The organism is Streptomyces sp. P5F9 (genome assembly GCF_057961495.1).
Genome location: NZ_JBXVPZ010000179.1, coordinates 1 through 18467, shown reverse-complemented (window position 1 = coordinate 18467; position 18467 = coordinate 1). Strand labels below are relative to the sequence as shown.

15 protein-coding genes are annotated in these 18467 nt (G+C 71.3%); 6 read left to right on the top strand and 9 right to left on the bottom strand.

The window, feature by feature from the left end; genetic code table 11:
* Positions 1-157: 157 nt before the first annotated feature.
* The 3 genes from AC31A1_RS26305 to AC31A1_RS26295 form a co-directional block, all read right to left on the bottom strand.
* Complete coding sequence (locus AC31A1_RS26305; RefSeq protein ID WP_489655695.1) at positions 158-952, bottom strand: SDR family NAD(P)-dependent oxidoreductase; 795 nt, start codon at positions 950-952, stop codon at positions 158-160.
* 408 nt (positions 953-1360) lie between these two features.
* Positions 1361-1591, bottom strand: a complete 231-nt coding sequence (locus AC31A1_RS26300) for a hypothetical protein (protein WP_489655694.1) — start codon at positions 1589-1591, stop codon at positions 1361-1363.
* A gap of 78 nt (positions 1592-1669) precedes the next feature.
* Entirely contained in the window at positions 1670-2863 is a 1194-nt protein-coding gene (locus tag AC31A1_RS26295; RefSeq protein ID WP_489655696.1) for a serine/threonine-protein kinase, read from the bottom strand.
* Positions 2864-3129: 266 nt separating this feature from the next.
* Between AC31A1_RS26295 and AC31A1_RS26290 the strand changes: the two genes are divergently transcribed.
* Positions 3130-4452, top strand: a complete 1323-nt coding sequence (locus AC31A1_RS26290) for a DEAD/DEAH box helicase (protein ID WP_489655693.1) — start codon at positions 3130-3132, stop codon at positions 4450-4452.
* A gap of 26 nt (positions 4453-4478) precedes the next feature.
* Here AC31A1_RS26290 and AC31A1_RS26285 read toward each other — a convergent pair whose 3' ends face one another.
* From AC31A1_RS26285 to AC31A1_RS26260, 6 genes are all read right to left on the bottom strand, one after another.
* Positions 4479-6083 (bottom strand): MFS transporter, encoded by a 1605-nt coding sequence (locus AC31A1_RS26285; protein ID WP_489655692.1) that lies wholly within the window; start codon positions 6081-6083, stop codon positions 4479-4481.
* A gap of 112 nt (positions 6084-6195) precedes the next feature.
* Complete coding sequence (locus AC31A1_RS26280) at positions 6196-7548, bottom strand: alpha/beta fold hydrolase (protein ID WP_489655691.1); 1353 nt, start codon at positions 7546-7548, stop codon at positions 6196-6198.
* 212 nt (positions 7549-7760) lie between these two features.
* A complete protein-coding gene (locus AC31A1_RS26275) occupies positions 7761-8621 on the bottom strand; it encodes a PaaX family transcriptional regulator (RefSeq protein ID WP_489655690.1) in 861 nt (286 codons plus the stop codon).
* 108 nt (positions 8622-8729) lie between these two features.
* Positions 8730-9278, bottom strand: a complete 549-nt coding sequence (locus AC31A1_RS26270; RefSeq protein WP_489655689.1) for a hypothetical protein — start codon at positions 9276-9278, stop codon at positions 8730-8732.
* A gap of 324 nt (positions 9279-9602) precedes the next feature.
* Positions 9603-11702, bottom strand: a complete 2100-nt coding sequence (gene ligA, locus AC31A1_RS26265) for an NAD-dependent DNA ligase LigA (protein WP_489655688.1) — start codon at positions 11700-11702, stop codon at positions 9603-9605.
* Positions 11703-12081: 379 nt separating this feature from the next.
* On the bottom strand, positions 12082-12729 hold the full coding sequence (locus AC31A1_RS26260) for an Lrp/AsnC family transcriptional regulator (RefSeq protein WP_489655687.1): 648 nt from the start codon (positions 12727-12729) through the stop codon (positions 12082-12084).
* 179 nt (positions 12730-12908) lie between these two features.
* On the opposite strand from AC31A1_RS26260, the gene AC31A1_RS26255 reads away from it, so the two are divergent.
* From AC31A1_RS26255 to AC31A1_RS26235, 5 genes are read left to right on the top strand one after another with little or no spacing between them, the layout of a single operon-like run.
* Positions 12909-14495, top strand: coding sequence for an ABC transporter substrate-binding protein (locus AC31A1_RS26255; protein WP_489655686.1), 1587 nt, complete (start codon positions 12909-12911; stop codon positions 14493-14495).
* Positions 14470-15558: an ABC transporter permease gene (locus AC31A1_RS26250; RefSeq protein WP_489655685.1), complete on the top strand. Its 1089-nt coding sequence runs from the start codon at positions 14470-14472 to the stop codon at positions 15556-15558. Before AC31A1_RS26255 ends, AC31A1_RS26250 begins: the two co-directional genes overlap by 26 nt.
* Before the next feature lie 29 nt (positions 15559-15587).
* Complete coding sequence (locus AC31A1_RS26245; RefSeq protein ID WP_489655684.1) at positions 15588-16457, top strand: ABC transporter permease; 870 nt, start codon at positions 15588-15590, stop codon at positions 16455-16457.
* The gene (locus AC31A1_RS26240; RefSeq protein ID WP_489655683.1) at positions 16454-17248 is read left to right on the top strand and encodes an ABC transporter ATP-binding protein; all 795 of its coding nucleotides are present in this window, start codon (positions 16454-16456) and stop codon (positions 17246-17248) included. Before AC31A1_RS26245 ends, AC31A1_RS26240 begins: the two co-directional genes overlap by 4 nt.
* A complete protein-coding gene (locus AC31A1_RS26235; protein WP_489655682.1) occupies positions 17245-18198 on the top strand; it encodes an oligopeptide/dipeptide ABC transporter ATP-binding protein in 954 nt (317 codons plus the stop codon). The genes AC31A1_RS26240 and AC31A1_RS26235 overlap by 4 nt, the downstream gene beginning before the upstream one ends.
* The last annotated feature ends 269 nt before the right edge of the window (positions 18199-18467 follow it).

The window sequence follows — 18467 nt, the reverse complement described above, 5'->3', positions numbered from 1 at the left end:
AGCGGTGGGTGCTGAGGCCATGTGCGCCACTTCCTCGTGTGCGGTGGGGACGGGTACGTGATGGCACACGGTAGGAAGGGGCACGTCGGCGGCACATGTGGTGGGACACCATAGTTCTGGGGGACGAAGTGAGTGCGGCAACTATGAGTTGAGGGCGCTAGGGCAGGATCGAGTCGATGTATCCGCCGTCGACGCGCAGGGCTCCGCCTGTCGTGGCCGACGCCTGGTCGGAGCTGAGGTAGACGACCATGTGGGCGATCTCCTCGGGCTCGATCAGCCGTTGCAGGAGGGACTGCGGCCGGTGTTTCCGCATGAACTCGCGCTGGGCCTCGTCCCAGGGCAGGTCGCGGTCGACGAGTTCGTAGACGAAGTCCTCGACGCCGCCGGTGTGGGTGGGGCCGGCGATGACCGAGTTGACGGTCACGCCCGTGCCCGCCGCCTGCTTCGCGAAGCCGCGGCCGACGGCGAGGAGCGCGGTCTTGGACATGCCGTAGTGGATCATCTCCGCCGGGATGACGACCGCCGAGTCGCTGGCGATGTACTGGATCCGGCCCCAGCCGCGCGCCGTCATGCCCGGCAGATACATACGGGTCAGCCGTACCGCGGCCAGCACGTTCACCTCGAAATAGCGCCGCCACTCCTCGTCGCTGATCTCCAGCGGGTCGGCGGAGCCGAAGATGCCCAGGTTGTTCACGAGGATGTCCACCTCGGGCAGCGCCTCCAGGACGCGCCGGGCGCCCTCCTCGTTCGCGACGTCGGCGGCCACGGGGACGAAGTCCGCACCGGGGACCTCCGCCGCGAGCCGCGCGACGCCCTCCGCGACCCGTTGCTCGTCCCGGCCGTTCACCCCGACCCGGGCGCCGGAGCGCGCGAGTCCGGCGGCGATCGCCGCGCCGATGCCCTGCGTCGAGCCCGTCACCAGGGCGGTGCGTCCGGTCAGATCGATCTGCATGTGGAACCAGTCCCCTTGTGCGTCTGCTTGTGTGTCTGCGCGTGATGGCACGTCTGCCGTCAGCCTGGCGGCAGGGTGATCGGGCCGCCACTTCGGCCGATGCGGGCGGGGCCGTGATGCGTCGACGGACAGGAACGGATGGACTCAATGACGAGATCCAGGACCGCGACGCGACTCCCGCTCGACCGTCCCGCCCGCTCGCTCACCAGCCGCGGGCGAGCGTTGGGCGTGGCGCCGGCACTCGGCGCGTTGCTCGCGTCGGGCGCGACAATGACCCTCGCCGCTCCGGCAGTTGCCGCGACGGGTGACGTCAAGTGCCTGTCCGCGGATTGCGTACGGATCGCGCCGGCGGCCGGTTCACCGGTCGCCGGCGCCTCCGACAAGGCCGGCGCGCTGTACCTGGCGTACTCAGGAGGCGATCTGCTCAAGCTCGACCTGGCCACCGGAGTGCTCGAAACGGTCACCACCGGTCTCGGTAACCTGCGCGGAGTCGCCGTCGTCGACGGCAGCGCGTACATCACCGCCGCCGGCCTGCCCTCGCTCTTCGTCGTGGCCCGCTTCGGCACCACGACCTGTGTCACCGGCGGCAACGGAGAGATCGTCGCCGTCCCGGACGGCGGGACATCGCGTGGTGGCCACGGGACTCGGCTTCTCCTACGGCCTCTTCGGCCGTCGCTCGCACGCCCGGCGGGAGGCTCGCCCGCACGGGGCGTGAGCCTACGGCGTGGCCGTGGCCGGACTCGTGCTGCTGGGCGGATCCGTCGGTGTTGTGTCCGCCGAGCTGTGGTCGGGGGAGAACCAGGCCAGGCCGACCAGCAGCGCCGCGAGGAAGACCACCACGGCAGCGACCGTGCCCACCGTCTTCGACCGGCGTACGGCGACGCCGCGGCCTCCGGGTCGTTGCCGGCGCCGGGTCCGGTGGGCGGGTGCGGTGCTGCCGGTGGCGGCGGTCGGGAAGGCGTACGTGGTCACAGAGCCAGGGCCGGAGCTGGCGGCAGGGTCGGGAGCCGCGTTCGGCCGGGGCTTCGCGGGTGCGTCCCAGGCGGTCACGTTCGGCGTCGGCTCGGGGCGCGGTGCGGCTGCCGGGAGGGGCTCGGGGCGCCCTCTCCAGGCGCCGGAGGCGAACCAATCGGCCACCTGGCGCGCCGTAGGACGGTCCTCGGGACGCTTGGCGAGGAGACCGAGCAAGTAGTTCTCGAAGGCGGGCGGGAGCCCGACGCCGAGTTCCCGCGGGGGTACGGGGGGTGTGTCGAGGTGGTGGTGGAGGACCGCGATGGCGCTGCCGGCACGGAACGGCGGTTGTCCGGTGAGGAGTTGGTAGAGCACGCAGCCGAGCGAGTAGACGTCGGACGGCGGCCCGGCGGGCTGGCCCAGGGCGCGCTCGGGCGCGATGTACAGGCTGGTCCCGACGATCTGGCCGGTCGCGGTGAGCGCGCCGTTCGGGTCGTTCATGAAGTGCGCGATGCCGAAGTCGGCGATCTTCACGGACCCGTCGGTGGCGAGGAGGAGGTTGCCGGGCTTGATGTCGCGGTGGACGATGCCCTGGTCGTGTGCCGCGCTGAGCCCGGCGGCCGACTGGGCGGCGATGTGGGCCACGTGCTCGGCCGGCAGCGAGCCCGCCTGGGCGAGCACGTGGGAGAGGCTGTCTCCCTCGACGAGCTCCATCACCAGGTACAGACGACCCTCCTGCTCGCCGAAGTCGAGGACGCCGACCACATGGGGGTGGCTGAGCCGGCCCGCGGTCTGGGCCTCCAGGCGGAAGCGGGCGGTGGCGGTGGGCTCGGAGTTCTGGGAGTGCAGGAGCTTGACGGCCACCGGACGGCCGCCCATCTCGTCGTACGCCTGCCAGACCTCGCCCATCGCGCCGCGTCCGATGGTGGTGTTCAGCCGGTACCGGCCCGCTATCAGCACCTGTTGCTTCATCCTCACGCAGTGGAACGACTCGACTGCTGCAGGCCATGTCCCTTTGAGGGAAGGGGTGTTGGTGGGGTGGCGCAGCTGTCACAGCCTACTGGCGGGCAGGCGGTCACCGGCCGCGATCCCGCACATGCCTCGCGGCGGCGGGCGTGCCGGAGGCGCGCTGGTAAAATGGAGGCACGCTTCGACGCCACCGGGGCCCGTACCGAGGGGTACGGGCCCCGGTGCCGTTGCGGGCACAGGACTGAGGAAGGTTCCCCATGAACGCGAAGTCGCCGGCCGCTTCCTTCGGCGCGCTCGGACTGCCGCCCGAGCTGGTCGGGACGATGACCGGCCTCGGGGTGACGGAGCCGTTCCCGATCCAGGCGGCGACGCTGCCCGACGCGCTGGCCGGGCGCGATGTGCTCGGCCGGGCGCGGACCGGTTCCGGCAAGACGCTGGCCTTCGGTCTCGCGCTGCTCGTACGGCTCGCGGGCCGGCGGGCGGAGTCGAAGCGGCCGCTCGCCGTGGTCCTGGTGCCGACCCGGGAGCTCGCGCAGCAGGTCGGCGACGCGCTGGAGCCGTACGCACGGACGATGGGGGTGCGGCTGGCGACGGTGGTCGGCGGGCTGTCGATCAACCGGCAGCAGGCGCTGCTGCGGGCCGGTGTCGAGGTGGTCGTCGCGACGCCGGGGCGGCTCACCGACCTGGTGTCGCGCCGGGACTGCCTCCTGAACCACGTGCGGATCACCGTGCTGGACGAGGCGGACCAGATGTGCGACCTGGGGTTCCTGCCGCAGGTCTCGGACCTCCTGGCGCAGATTCCGTCCGACGGGCAGCGGCTGCTGTTCTCGGCCACGCTCGACCGTGACGTCGACCAGCTGGTCAAGGACCACCTTCACGACCCGGTGCACGCGTCGGTCGACCGGGCGTCGGGCTCGGTCACGACGATGGAACACCACGTGCTGAACATCCACGCCGCCGACAAATACGCGACGGCGACCGAGATCGCCGCCCGGGACGGCCGGGTGCTGATGTTCCTGGACACCAAGGCCGGTGTCGACCAGTTCACCCGCCACCTGCGGGCCAGCGGCGTACGCGCGTCGGCGCTGCACAGCGGTAAGTCGCAGCCCCAACGCACGCACACGCTCGGCCAGTTCAAGGACGGCGAGATCACCGTGCTGGTGGCCACCAACGTCGCCGCGCGGGGCATCCACATCGACGCCCTCGACCTCGTCGTCAACGTCGACCCGCCGGCCGACGCCAAGGACTACCTGCACCGCAGCGGGCGTACGGCGCGTGCCGGCGAGTCCGGAAGCGTGGTCACCCTGGTCACCCCCAACCAGCGGCGCGACGTGAACCGGATGATGTCCGACGCCGGTATCCGCCCGACCGTCACCCAGGTCCGCTCCGGCGAGGAGAGGCTGACCGCCATCACCGGCGCCAAGCGCCCGCCGACCGAGACGAAGGCCAGCGGCGGCAACGCCCCCTTCCGCGGCATGGGCACCCGCCCGGGCCGGGCGGGCAAGGAGACCCGGAAGACCGCCGAGGCCCGCAAGGCCGCGGAAGCCCGCGCGGCGGCGAGGGTCCGCAAGAGCCGCTGACCCATGGGGAGTTCGCTCTTTCGGGACTACTCCGGCTGCGCGGAAGCGTCACGTGAAGCGGTATCGACGTGTGAGGCCGCGTCGCCGTCTGGGGTGGCCCGGCCGCGCAGCGTGACGAGGGCCAGCACCGCGGAGCACAACGCGGCCGTACCGCAGACCACGAAGCCGATCGAGTAGCCGTGGCCGAGGGCGTCCAGGGCGAGCGGATGCAGGTCGGCCAGCTTCGGCGATGCTGCCGAGGCACCGTTCACCGCGAGTGGTCCGCCTTCTTCGAGTACGGCCGTGCCCGCGCCCTTCAGTGCCTGCGGCAGCGCGGAGTCGTGCAGGGAGCCGGAGAAACTGCTGGCCGCGCGGCTCAGGGCGACGGCGCCGATGACGGCCGGGCCGAGGGTGAAGCCGAAGTCCCGGAGCAGGTTGGTGGTGGCGCTCGCCATGCCGGCCAGGTGGGTCGGCACGGTGTTGACGGCTGTCGCGGTGATCGAGGTGACGGTGACCGAGAAGCCGAGGCCGACCAGACCGAGCGGCACGATCAGCGAGGTGAAGGCGGTGTCGGTGATCGGCAGCGTGGCCGCCAGGTAGTCGCCCGCCGCGATCAACAGCAGCCCGGAGCCCAGGAGCAGCCCGGGTGCGACCGTGCGCAGCAGCCGTTCCGTCAGGGGCAGCATCGCCAGCGTGATGCCGTTGAGCAGGACGAACGCCAGGCCTGTCCGCATCGGGGCCTGGTCCTGCACCGGGCCGAGCCGGATGCTGACGGAGTAGGCGGTGCCCAGGAAGGCGAACATGCCCACCACGGCCACGACCGAGGCGACCGCGAAGGCACGGTTGCCGAACAGATCCAGGCGCAGGAGCGGGGACTTGGCGCGCTTCTCGGCCAGCACGAAGCCGGCGAGGAACACGGCCGCCAGGACGAAGGCGATGACGATCGAGGGCGAGGCCCAGCCGTCCGTCGGGCCCTGGATGATGGCGTAGAGGAGGGCGAACAGGCCCAGACCGATGGTCACCTGGCCCGCTATGTCGAGTGAACGGCCCTCGGGGGCACTGGAGTTGACGACGAACAGGGCGCTGATGGCGGCGCTCGCCGCGGCGATGGCGGTGACCACGATGAACGACCAGCGCCACGAGCCGTAGGTGGCGGTGACGCCGCCGAGGAGCGGGGCGAGGAATCCGCCGGTGGAGAGCAGGGCCGCCCACATGGCGATGACCCGGGCGCGTTGTGCGGGCGAGGTGGTGCCGGCGGCAAGGATCGCCAGCGAGGTCGGGAAGAGGGCGGCGGCGCCGAGGCCCGCCAGGGCCTGCCCTGCCCACAGTTGGTGGACGCCGGAGGCGGTGGCACTGGTCAGCTCGCCGACCGCCAGCAGAGCGGCGCCGCCGACGAGTAGCCGCTTGCGGCCGAAGAGGTCGCCCAACAGGCCGAAGGTCAGCTCCAGTACGGCGACCGGGAGCAGGAACGCGTCGGAGATCCACGTGAGTTGGGAGCCGACCGGATGAAGGTCGGACTGGAACAGCCCGTTGAGCGTGGCCGGTATGGCCAGGCCGATCTGGGCGAGGCAGACGGCGAGGAGACCGGCGACCAGGGTGCCGGTGGTCAGGCCGGGACCGGTGGCGGTCCTGGTGGAGGGTTCGGTCGTCATTGACACGGAGGCTCCTGGGGCGCGCGAGCTGGGGACGGGGAGAGGGACGGGGAGAGCTGCGGAGAGGACCGGGGAGAGCTGGGAAGGGAGTCGGAGAGAAACCGCTTCGGGATCAGCGGGTACCGGTCAGACGGCTCGGCCGGTAGTCGGTGAAGGCGGCGCCGTCGAGACCCAAGTCCTCGGCGCTGCGCTGGAGTTGGGCGGCCGTGGTGGCGTCGTCCCAGTGCCGGGTGTCCAGCCGGTGTTCCACGGCGTGCAGACCGGCGACCACTTCGGCGGTGGTGAAGTTGCAGTGGCTCTGGCGGGACACGTAGGCCTGTCGCAGGAGATGGGAGTCTCCGGCCGCGCGCACCCGCCCGGCGAACGCCGATTCCTGCTCCACGGGCACCAGTTGGTCGGCGGTGGTGTGGATGTCCAGCAGCGGGACGGCCAGTCCCTGTCCGGCGGTTGAGGTCCGCTTCAGACGGGCCACCGCGGCCGGGTCGGCGGTGATGTCCGCGCCGCGGGTGAGCCGGTTCAGGTCGGTGCGGAGGTCGAGCCCGGCGTCGCGGTAGAGCGCCTCGACCTGCTTGACGTGGGCCGACTTGCGCAACAGCCCGGCGTAGTCGACGCCCTTGTTCCACGACGTGTTGCCGCCGGCGGACTGCTCCACGGACCAGCGCGCCGGGACGATGAACGAGAGAAGCCCCTGAGCCAGCCATGCGTACTGCTGCTGCTCCTGGCCCGCGAAGTCGCCGTGCGCGGGCGGCGGTTGGCCGGGAGCCCAGTCGGCCAGATTGAGATAGGCGGCGGCGAGGGCGATCCGGGCCCGGCCCGCCGGGGTCTGCTGCGCAGTCTCCACAGCCGTAGTGAGCCGGGCGGCGAGGGCGGCACCGTCGGCCTGGCTGTCGAGGTCCACCAGGGCATCGGCGTCGGCGGGGTCGAAGAACGTGGCCAGGGTGTATTCGGCGTCCAGCTGGTAGTTGTCCAGATCGACACCGCCCGCCACCAGACCGCACAGGCCGAGCGCACCGTCGACGCGGCCCGCGCCGTCCCGGGCGATCTGGGCGTTGACGAGTCCGCCCATCGACTGGCCCACCGAGATGACCCGGGTCGGTGTGCCGATCTGTTGGCGGAACGCGGTGAGCGCGGCGAACTGATCCCGCTCGGCCGAACTGAGCGCCCACATCGAGCCGTTGGGGTCGTAGGAGGACCCGGCGAGGGCGTAACCGGCGTTCAGCAGGGCCTGGCGCACGGCGGGCGAGGGCGCGTCGGCGGCGGTGGTCGGTCCGAAGCCGTGGCTGAACAGCAGCAGGGTGCCGTTCCACTGCTCGGGCGTGTCCGCGATCCAGGTGGCGCCGTCGCTCAGCGTGCCGGAGTAGTGGCCGGAGGTCGCGGCGTGGGCGCCGCTCGCCGGACCGATCAGGGCGGTCGCGAGGGCGGTCGCACAGGCGGCGGCGAGGGTCGAGAAACGGGGTCGGGGCATGACGGCGGCTCCGCGAGTCAGAGGGACCGAGGGGGGAGCGTGCTGGACGTGCGAGGTGGAGCGGGCGAGGCGGTAGAACGAACGGAAGAGCGGTGCGAATGTAGGGCTCTTTTTTCATGGCCGTCAATAGAGTGACCAATAATGAGGCAGGTGGATCCGCGTGTGGGCGCACGGGGGCCGGGTGCGGACGCAATCGGGTCCGGGTGTGCGGATCAGTCCAGGGGCATGGTGTCGAGCAGCCGGGAGGCCGCTCGCGCCGCCGGGCGCTCCCAGCGGCCGGCCAGACCGCGGAAGACGGTCTCCGCCTGCGCGGCGGGCCAGTCTCCGGGCAGGTGCTCGGCGGGCAGATGCGGGTCCCGTCGTACGAGATCCAACCAGTCGGTGTGCAGCAGGAGTTGACCCGCGAGGTCGTCGCCGGAGGTTGCCGCGGGCAGGGGGTCGGTGCGGTCCCAGCGGTCCAGGAACGCGCGGTACCGGGCGCCGATGGCCGGCACGTCGAAGGCCTGCTCCAGCACCTCGCGGACGTCGGTCGGCGACTCCACCTCGGCCCGGAACACTCGCAGATACGGCTCCAGGCCGAGCCCCGCCACCATCTCGCGGACGTCGACGGGCGCCGGGGCCACCCACAGGCCGTTCTGCAGCGGGCCGAAGCCCGCCCAGATCAGACGGGAGCGCAGATCGTGCCGCTCGCGGCTCCACGCCTCGGGCAGCGAGAAGCCCACCATCGTCCAACGGCCGTCCCAGTCCCGGTTCACCGCGCCGGTCTGCCAGATGCGGTCCCTGCCGTCGGTCAGCACCTGCACGGCGTGCGGTGTCAGTGCGAAGTACGTCTTCCGGCCCTGGCGGCGACGCTCCAGCAGATCGCGCTTGACCATCCGGTTCAGGGTGGTCCGCACCGCCTCCTCGGTACTCCCCACCCTCCCGAGAGCGGCGATCACGCTGCCCGACGACACGGCGACGGGCCGCCCCAGCACATGAGCGCCGAAGAAGGTCAGCATCAGGGACTGGGTGCGCGGCTCGGGTCCGCTCTCGGCGGTGGGTCCGGGGGCGACGTCAACACTGGTCACGGGCACAGCGTAGGCCCGGGGCGGGCACGGGGAGCCGCTGTTCCGTGAAGTGTGTCGTTTCTGTCACGGCAATTAGCGATCGGACGAGCGTCGGAGTCGCGGGTGGTGCGTGGCTCAGAAGGTGAACGCCTCGGTCAGGCGCAAGGTGTAGCCGTCCTCTTCCATCAGGACGACCGTGACGCCGAACGGGGACGGATGGTCCAGTTCGAGAGGGGTGAAGGCGTAGTCGACAGCTGCCTGGACGGGCGGCAGCAGTTTGGCGTCGGGCTGGGGAGTCGGGGCCGGCTGCCATTGCGGTTCGGCGGAGGACGGGTCCTCGGTGTACGGGAACTGGTGAAGAGTGTGGCCGTCCTTCGTGGCGTGCACCATGTTGAGGCACGGGGACGGGCCGTCGGCGGAGAGTTCGCAGGTGGTGGCCACGTCCTGGGTCTCCCAGGCGAGCACGATCTCGTCGGCGTTCGCCGCCGCGGCGATGTTCGACAGCGACGCGATCGCCGTGAGCGCGTCCTCGCCGGACTTGACCGGGCGCAGCCAGATCAGGCCGACCAACTCGCCACGCACCAGCGGCATGATGACCGGGCGGGGCACAGCGCCTTCGCTGAGACCCGCGACGTACGCGCTCTTCATCGACTCCGTCAGCGCGTCGAACGTACGCGTGTCCATGAACTCCCCATCCGCAGCGGCTGTGTGGCGCCCATTCTGCCCCGCTCGCGGGGTGCGCGAGGTCGCTCCTCGGAGTGAAAGAGGCCCCGGCTGGACGGGGGAGACCAGCCGGGGCCGTACGTGATGGCGTGCGGAGGGCGGTCGCCTCTCGGCGAGGGGCTCCATGGGGCTTCAGCCGAACGATCGTCCCCATGGGCTATAGGTGAGGCCCGGGGACACTGTCCCCTCCGCAGCCACATGTAGATGAACGGGCGACCCGGCCCAGTTGTTCCGCGCATGTCCCGTCGGGGACTGTGAGCTGCGGAACACTCCATGCGGCAGGCTTCAGTTGAGGTAGTCGGCGATCAGGGTCGCGAACTCGTCCGGTGTGGCGAGGCGGATGCCGAGCGTCTCGGCCTTGGCTCGCTTCGATCCCGCGTTCTCGCCGGCCACGACCAGGGTGGTCTTCTTGGAGACGCTGGAGGAGGAACGGCCGCCGGCGCGCTCGACGAGTTCGTTCATCTGGTTGCGGCTGAGCTTCTCCAGGGGGCCGGTCATCGTGCCGGTGACGACCACCGTCATCCCGGCCAGCGGCCCGTCGTCGGCCGTGGCGCCTTCGCCGCCGTCGCCAGCCGTGTCCTCCGTCGTGGGCGCGGGCGGGGTCGCGCCCGGCTCGGTCATGTTGACGCCGGCGGCGACCAGTTTGTCGATGAGCGGGGCGAGTTCGGCCAGCTCGGCGACGATCGAGGGAGCCTTCTCGGTGCCGATGCCGTCGACCCGCTGCATCGCTTCCGCGTCGGCGGCGCGGATCTCGTCCATGGTCGCGAAGTAGCGCGCGATACGGCGGGACATGGAGCGGCCGGTGCCGCGCACCCCTAGCGCGCACAACACCCGGGACAGCGGCTGCCCTTTGGCCGTGGTGATCGCGGCGAGGAGGTTGTCGGTGCTGGTCTCGCCCATCCGCTCCAGGCCCAGGAGCTGCTCGCGCGTCAGGGCGAACAGGTCGGCCAGATCGGCGACCAGACCGGCGTCGACGAGCTGGACGACGCGGGTGTGGCCCAGCCCCTCGATGTCGAGCTGGTCGCGGCCCGTGGCGTAGGAGAGGGCGGCGACCAGATGGCAGTTGCGGCCCTGTTCGCAGCGCCAGCGCAGTTCGCTGGTGTCGATGCCGGAACCGCAGCGCGGGCACATCTCGGGGAACGCAATGGGCTGTTCCTCGCCGGTGCGCAGATGCGCGACCGGGGCCTCGATGCGGGGGATCACGTCACCGGCGCGGTGCACCATGACGTGGTCTCCCAGGCGCAGATCGCGGCGGGTGATGTCGCCCGGGTTGTGGAGCGTGGCGTAGGTGATGGTGGCGCCGTCGATCTCGACCGGTTCCAGGACCGCGCGGGGGGCGATGATGCCGGTGCGGCCCACGTTCCACTCCACCTCCAGGAGCCGGGTGATCTTCTCCACGGCGGGCAGCTTGTAGGCGATCGCCCAGCGCGGGGCTCGCGTGCCCGACCCGGCGGCCTGCTGGTCGACGGCGAGGTCGGCCTTGATGACGATCCCGTCGATCCCGAACGGCAGTTGGGCCCGCAGCGCGGCGATCTCCTGGACCCGGGCCAGCACCTCCTCGACCGTGTCGGCGGTGATACCGGGCACGTCGGTGGTGGCCGTGGTGTTGACCCCGTAGGCCGCGGCCTGGGTCATCAGCTCGCTGTGCGCGAGCCCGGGCAGCCGTGCCGCGAGGTCGGCCTCGGTGTCCGCGAGGGGCAGCAAGCCGTAGCCGAAGAACGTCATCGGGACCGTGTAGGCGCGCTCCTTGGCGCGCAGGGTGCCCGCGGAGGCGCCGCGCGGGTTGGCGAAGGGCTGGCCGCCGTGCGCCGTGCGGACCTCGTTGCCGTGCTCGAACTGGGCGGTGGTCATGAGGACTTCGCCGCGCACCTCGACGGTGACCGGCTCGGCCAGCTCCTGCGGCAGACCCTCGATGGTGCCGATCGCGTGGGAGACGTCCTCCCCGGCCGTGCCGTCGCCGCGGGTGATGAGCCGGGTGAGTCTGCCGCGCGTGTAGCGGGCCGCGATCGCCAGGCCGTCCAGCTTCGGCTCCACGCTGAACCGCGTGACCTCGTGGTCGATTCTTCGGGCCAGCGACGCCGTCCAGGTGGTGAACTCCTCCGCGGAGAACACGTTGTCCAGGCTCAGCATCGCGACCGTGTGCGGGACATCGCCCTCGACCGCGCCGCCGGCCACCTTCCCGCTGGGGGAATCGGGCAGCACCTGGTCGGGATTCTCGGCCTCCCACGCGGCGATGCCGCGCACCAGCCGGTCGTAGGAGTCGTCGTCCAGGGCGGAGGTGCCGCCGGCGTAATAGGCGGCCGACGCCTTCACCGCGTCCTCGACTGCCTGCGCGTAGGCGGCGGCATCCACGATCACAGCTGGAGGAGTTGTCATGACTCTCATCCTGCCTCCCACCACTGACAATGCCCCCGGCCCGACGCGGCGCGGCCTCCTCGCCCGCACGCGGAAGGGCGGGCGAGGAGGCCTTGGTGAGGGTGCTCAGCCGAGCCCGCGGCTGTACGCCCAGGCCGGTCGTGTTCAGGGTGTCCTCGGAACCGGTGAACGGCTCCTGCGAGGTGTACGAGTCCGTGGCGACGTCCACGTCGTCCGCTTGTCGTCGACTCGCCGACAACCCGGAGATCGCCGACCGCCTCTTCATCGGCCACGCCACCGGCAAGATCCGTCTCAACCGCACCATGACCCAGCTCGACCTGGCTGGTCGCGCCCACCCGCTCACACCACGCCGCCCGCCTGCCGCGCGGGAATCGGCGCACGGCCGCCGTCAGTCCTCCGGCTCGGAAGCCCGCTGCAGATCGGCCCGTCCCTCGGCCGCGCGGATGAACCGGGTCATCCCGAACTGGCTTGTTCCGGGGGCGTCTTGAGGGTTGCCGGTCGCCGACTCGGTGGAGCGGGGCGTGGTCGGCAGGACGTACGGGCGGCGGAGCACCTCGTCGAGGATGATCACGGTCTCGGTCGCGCGGACCGCGGGGATGGTGGAGAGGCGGTCGGTGACCAGGCGGTGGACGGCGGTGACGTCGGCCACCCGGATCTGGATCATGGCGTCGTGCTGGCCGGTGGTGACGGCGCAGTACTCCACCTCGGGCATCTGGGCGAGCGCGGTACGGAACTGGTTCCACAGCTCCTGGCGGACCGTGACGAAGATCAGGGCGCAGATCTCCAGCCCGACCCGGTTGTGGTCGACGCGGGCGCTGAATCCGTTGATCACGCCGTCGGCGCGGAGGGCTTCGAGGCGGGCGTAGGCGTTCGCGCGGGACACGCCGACGCGTTCCGCCAGGGCGGCGACGGAGATGCGGCCCTGTGTACGCAGCACTTCGAGGATCTTGAAATGCACCGAATCCAGGGCAAGACCGATGCCGATCCGTCCAGAGCGGCGCGAGCCCGGGGTCTCCGGGGTCGACAGATCTTCCATGTTCGCGCCTCTCCGTTGCATTACGTCTCGCGCTGGTCCCGTCCGCCGAGAGTCCTGGTTACTTTCAGCCAACCCTAACGGCGAATCGTCCAGGTCCCCTCCCGGTATCCGCCCGCACACCCGGTCCCGCACGGCCTTCTTCCGCTCCGCCCCGCTCTGTCCTGCTCACGGAGGCACGCATGCCCAGACTCAGTGCCGGGTCGTACCCGGTGGCACTCCCTCTCGTCGCGGTCGCGGCGCTCGCCCTGAGCGCCTGCTCCGGCGGTACGGGCGCCACCGGTTCCTCGGCCGGCAAGACCCTGGTCGTCGACACGTCGTTCAACCTGAAGACCGCCGACCCGGGCCGCGAGTTCGAGCCGACCGGGCAGATCGTGGACAAGGCGCTGTACGAGACCCTGCTGTCCTTCAAGGGCTCCGACGTCACCAAGCCGGTGCCGGGGCTGGCTTCGTCGTACGAGCAGTCCGCGGACGGCAAGACGCTCACCCTGCACCTGCGGACCGGCGCGAAGTTCGCGGACGGCAGCGCGGTCACCGCCGACGACGTCGTCTTCTCGCTGAACCGGGTGATCGCGCTCAAGGGCAACCCGTCGTTCCTGCTCGACGGCGTCACGGTCACCAAGACCGACGCCGCCACCGTCACCCTGGTGTCGAAGAAGGCGAACCCGGCGCTGCCCTTCATCCTCCCCAACCCCGCGCTCGGCATCCTCAGCGCGAAGACGGTCCAGGCCCACGGTGGCTCGGCGACCGCGACGGACGCGGCGGAGAAGTACCTCAACACCGCGTCGGCCGGCTCCGGCCCGTACACCCTCACCTCGTTCAACACGAACACCCAGGTCGTCCTGACCAAGAACCCCAAGTACACGGGCTCCGACAAGCCGACCTACGACAAGATCGTGCTGCGCAACGTCCAGGCCCCCACCCAGAAGCTGAACGTCCAGCGCGGTGACAGCCAGATCGCCCTCGACCTCACCTCCGACCAGGTCAGCGGGCTCGGCGGCGGACTCAAGGTGGACAGCGGCGCGTCCTCGGACGTGATCTTCCTGCTGCTCAACCAGAACACCAAGGTCAGCACGACGACGGCCAACGCGAAGTTCGCCGAGGCGGTGCGCAAGGGCATCGACTACAAGAGCCTGCTCTCGCTCGCCGGCGCCGGCTCCGTCCAGCCCGCCGGGATCATCCCGTCGACCTTCCTCGGCGCGCTGCCCGCCTCCGACGCCGCGGGCCGCGACCTCGCCGGGGCGAAGGCGGCGCTCAAGGCGAGCGGTATCGCCAAGCCGTCCGTGACCCTCGGCTACGCCAGCGACCTGACCGTCGACGGGCTGTCCCTGCAGACCCTCGCCGAACGGGTCCAGGCCCAGCTGAAGGAGGTCGGCATCACCGTCACGCTCGCTCCCGCGCCGACCACCACGGAACTCGACAACTACCGCAACGGAAAAGAGCAGTTGGGCCTCTGGTACTGGGGCCCCGACTATCCGGACCCCAGCGACTACCTGACCTTCCTCCCCGGCGACCTCGTCGGCCTCCGCGCGGGCTGGAAGGCCGGCGCCGACCCCACCCTCACCGCACTCGGCGACAAGGCGGCGACGACGATCGGCGACGACACCCGCAAGACCCTGTACGAGCAGATCCAGACCCGCATGAACGCCTCCGGCCCCTTCATCCCCCTGATGCAGCCGAGCCGCAACACCGTCTCCGCCGCGTCCGTGACCGGCGTGGCCTACAACCCCGTATGGACGATCGATGTCGCCGCGCTGGGCACCAAGTAAGGGAGTGGGCGGCGGGCGCAAGGGGGGCGGTCTCCTGTCCCGCCACCCCCTCGCCCGTTTCCTCCTCCGCCGTACCGTCACCGCCGTCCTGCTCGCCCTCGGCGTGACCCTGGTGACGTTCGTCCTCACCAATCTGGTCCCGGGCGACCCCGCCGCGGCCAACCTCGGCCAGCGGGCGATCGGCGACCCGGCGATCGTCGCCCAGTTCCGCCACCACTACGGCCTCGACAAGCCACTGCCGGTCCAGTACGTCACCTACCTCGGCAACCTCCTCCACGGTGACCTCGGCGAGTCCCAGCAGAGCCACCAGTCCGTCCTCACCGACCTGTCGACGGCCGTCCCCGCGACCCTCGAACTCGCCGGGGCGGCGATCGTCGTCTCTCTGATCCTGGGCGTGGCGTTCGGCGTCGTCGCGGCACTGCGCCGCGACCGTCTCGCCGACCAACTCCTGCGCGTCGTCAGCCTGTTGGGCGTCTCGGTACCGACCTTCTGGCTGGCCCTGCTCGCCTTCTACGTCTTCTTCTACCGCCTGGGCTGGGCCCCGGGCAGCGGCCGCCTCGACCCCGGCATGACCGCGCCCCCGCACGTCACCGGCCTCTACACGGTCGACGCGGCACTCGCCGGACAGTGGCCGGTGTTCTGGAGCGCGGTGAGCCATCTCGCCCTGCCCGCACTGGTGTTGACGGCCTACACCGTCGGCCTGCTGACCCGCTTCACCCGCTCCGCCGTACTGGAGGTCCTCAACCAGGACTACGTCCGTGCCGCCCGCGCCAAAGGCCTCCCCGCCCGCACGGTCCTCTTCCAGTACATCCTCCGCGCGGCCCTCGTCCCCGTCATCACGGTCGCCGGACTGGCCTTCGGCGCCCTCCTCTCCGGCACCGTCCTGGTCGAGTCGATCTTCGCCTGGCCGGGCCTCGGCGCCTACGCCTACCGCAGCGCGACCACCCTCGACCTCCCCGCCGTGATGGGCGTCGGCCTGGTCGTAGGCCTGGTGTACCTGACCGTCAACCTCGCCGTGGACGTCCTGTACGGCGTGATCGACCCGAGGGTGAGGGTCCAGTGAAACACAGTCCTGAGCGGAGCCCTGAGGGCGTGGAGAAACGCGGTCTCCTACGACGGCTGCCGGCCGCCTGGCGTCGCCCGCTCGCGGTGACGGGCGGCCTGGTCGCGGTGTTCTGGCTGCTGATCGTGGTCGCCGCCCCGCTGCTCGCCCCGCACGACCCCCTCGCGCAGAACCTGCCCCGGCTGGCCGCCCCCGGCGCCGGACACTGGTTCGGCACGGACGAACTGGGCCGGGACGTGCTGAGCCGCGTGCTGTACGGCGCCCGGGTCTCCATCCCGCTCGCGCTCCTGCTGGTGGCCATGTCGCTGCTGGTCGGTGGGGTGCTCGGGGCCTGCGCCGGGTTCTTCGGGCGGTGGGTGGACGAGACCGTGATGCGGATCGCGGACCTCGTGTTCGCGTTCCCCACCGTCATCCTGGCGATGGTGGTCGCCGCCGCGCTCGGCGCCAGCCTGCAGAACGCGGTCCTGGCCGTCCTGGTCGTGTCCTGGCCGTCGTACGCACGCGTCACCCGGGGTCTGGTCATGGGCCTTCGGAACCGTGAATTCGTGCTCAGCGGACGGCTGTTGGGCTTCTCCGCCTGGCGGTCGCTGCGCGTCGACATCCTGCCCAACGTGCTCGGCCCGCTCCTGGTGCTGGCAACCCTCGACATCGGCACCGCGACGCTGCTGCTGTCCGGGCTGTCCTTCCTCGGGCTCGGCGCGAAACCGCCGACCGCGGAGTGGGGAGCGATGGTGGCGGACGGCACCCAGCAGTTCGACAAGTGGTGGATCGGGGTCTTCCCGGGCCTGGCGATCCTCACCGTCGTCCTCGCCTTCAACTTCCTCGGCGACACACTCCGGGACGCCCTCGACCCGGGTACCGCTCGCACGATCGGTGCGGAGAAGGAGCGTGTGGCATGACCGGCGGCGACTCCGTGGACGTACTGAGGATCAGTGGCCTCACCCTCGACCTGGGCGGCGCCCGCATCCTCGGCGGCGTCGATCTGGCGCTCCAACCCGGCCGTATCCATGGGCTCGCCGGGGAGAGCGGTTCGGGCAAGACCATGACCGGCCTTGCCGTGCTCGGCCTGCTGCCGCCGGGCGCGCACCCCGGTGGGCGGATCGAGTTCGAGGGAACCGACCTGCTGACCCTGCCGGTCCGCCAACTGGCCGCGCTGCGTGGGCAGTCGGTGAGCATGGTGTTCCAGGACCCGTCCACCAGCCTGCACCCCATGCTCAGCATCGGCCACCAGCTCACCGACCACCTGCGCCACCACCTGAAGCTGAACCGCAAGGCGGCGAAGGAGCGCGCCGCCGGCCTGCTGACACAGGTCCGTATCCCCAACCCCCGTGAGGCGCTGGGCCGTTACCCGCACCAGTTCTCCGGCGGCATGCGTCAGCGCATCGCCATCGCGATCGCCCTGGCCTGCGAACCGAAGGTCCTGATCGCCGACGAGCCCACGACCGCGCTCGATGTGACCGTGCAGGCAGGTGTGTTGCGGCTGCTGCGCGGTCTCTGCGACGACCTCGGCCTCGCCGTCCTGCTGGTCACCCACGACCTGGGTGTGATGTCCGCGATCGCCGACGAGGTGAGCGTGATGCGCCACGGCCTGGTCGTCGAGACGGGCCCGCGGGGCCGGGTCCTCACCGAGCCGCAGCACGAGTACACCCGTCAGCTCCTGGACGCGCTCCCCGGAAGGAGCACCGTATGACCCCCGACCCGACGACCCCTCTCCTCTCGGTCGACGACCTCGTGGTCCAGTACCACCGGCCGGGCGCAGCCCCCACCCGAGCCGTCGCCGGGGTCAGCCTCCAGGTGCGGGCCGGTGAAGTCGTGGGCCTGGTAGGCGAGTCGGGCTGCGGCAAGTCGACGCTGGCCCGCGCGGTCTGCGGCCTCACCGCACCCGCGGAAGGCCGGATCACTTACGACGGCACACCGGTACGGCCGTTGCGAGTGCGCCGCCGCGAACTGGCCCTGACCGGCGTCCAGATGGTCTTCCAGGATCCGTACGGCTCCCTCAACCCCCGGCGCCGAGTGGGCTCGCAGATCGCCGACGGCATCCGTACGGCGGCCGGGCGGGGCGAGGCCGCGGCCGAACTCGCCACCCCGGAGGACCTGTTGACCCGGGTCGGCCTGCCGGCGAGCGCCGCCGAGCGCTACCCCCAGGAGTTCTCCGGCGGCCAACGCCAGCGCATCGCCATCGCCCGCGCCCTCGCCGCCCGACCCCGGTTGCTGGTCGGCGACGAACCGATCTCCGCGCTCGACGCCTCCGCGCAGCTCCAAGTCGCCACGCTGATGCGGTCGTTGGCCGTCGAGTCGGGCGCCGGGCTGCTGTTCATCAGCCACGACCTGTCCGTCGTACGGCTGATCGCGGACCGGATCGCCGTGATGTACCTCGGCCGGATCGTGGAGACCGGCCCCACCGCCGAGGTCTGGGCGGACCCGCGCCACCCGTACACCCGGGCACTCCTGGCCGCCGTTCCGAAGCCGGACGGGGCGGGCGTGCTGCCCGCCGAACTCCCCGGCGATGTCCCTGACCCCGCCGACCCGCCGAGCGGCTGCCGTTTCCACCCGCGCTGCCCGCAGGCCTTCGACGGTTGTGACCGGGAGGAGCCGCAGTTGATCGCGGGGGGTGTCGCGTGTCGGTTGTACGCGGCGTGAGCGGGGGCGGGGTGGCTGTGTGGGCCGCGATCCCGGCTGGTGCCGGTCGGCGGGCGGTGCTGGTCCCGGTCGGAGCGGGCTCGCACGTGGCACCGCGCCGCGCCCGTACCGACGACCTTCACGTGGCACCGATCCACCCTGGCAACGCCGACAACGTTTGATCACAGCGCCGCCCTCTGGCAGTCGCTCACGGGGAGTCCGCTGCTCCACCAAGAGGCGGCCACTCCACAGGGAGACGGTCACTTCACCAGGACGCGACCACCCCGCCC

Excerpts from the sequence above, each read along its gene's own strand:
- AC31A1_RS26305 (WP_489655695.1), bottom strand. The coding sequence starts at position 952 with ATGCAGATCGATCTGACCGGACGCACCGCCCTGGTGACGGGCTCGACG.
- AC31A1_RS26290 (WP_489655693.1), top strand. The coding sequence starts at position 3,130 with ATGAACGCGAAGTCGCCGGCCGCTTCCTTCGGCGCGCTCGGACTGCCG.
- AC31A1_RS26285 (WP_489655692.1), bottom strand. The coding sequence starts at position 6,083 with ATGACGACCGAACCCTCCACCAGGACCGCCACCGGTCCCGGCCTGACC.
- AC31A1_RS26280 (WP_489655691.1), bottom strand. The coding sequence starts at position 7,548 with ATGCCCCGACCCCGTTTCTCGACCCTCGCCGCCGCCTGTGCGACCGCC.
- AC31A1_RS26270 (WP_489655689.1), bottom strand. The coding sequence starts at position 9,278 with ATGGACACGCGTACGTTCGACGCGCTGACGGAGTCGATGAAGAGCGCG.
- ligA (WP_489655688.1), bottom strand. The coding sequence starts at position 11,702 with ATGAGAGTCATGACAACTCCTCCAGCTGTGATCGTGGATGCCGCCGCC.
- AC31A1_RS26260 (WP_489655687.1), bottom strand. The coding sequence starts at position 12,729 with ATGGAAGATCTGTCGACCCCGGAGACCCCGGGCTCGCGCCGCTCTGGA.
- AC31A1_RS26255 (WP_489655686.1), top strand. The coding sequence starts at position 12,909 with ATGCCCAGACTCAGTGCCGGGTCGTACCCGGTGGCACTCCCTCTCGTC.
- AC31A1_RS26250 (WP_489655685.1), top strand. The coding sequence starts at position 14,470 with ATGTCGCCGCGCTGGGCACCAAGTAAGGGAGTGGGCGGCGGGCGCAAG.
- AC31A1_RS26240 (WP_489655683.1), top strand. The coding sequence starts at position 16,454 with ATGACCGGCGGCGACTCCGTGGACGTACTGAGGATCAGTGGCCTCACC.
- AC31A1_RS26235 (WP_489655682.1), top strand. The coding sequence starts at position 17,245 with ATGACCCCCGACCCGACGACCCCTCTCCTCTCGGTCGACGACCTCGTG.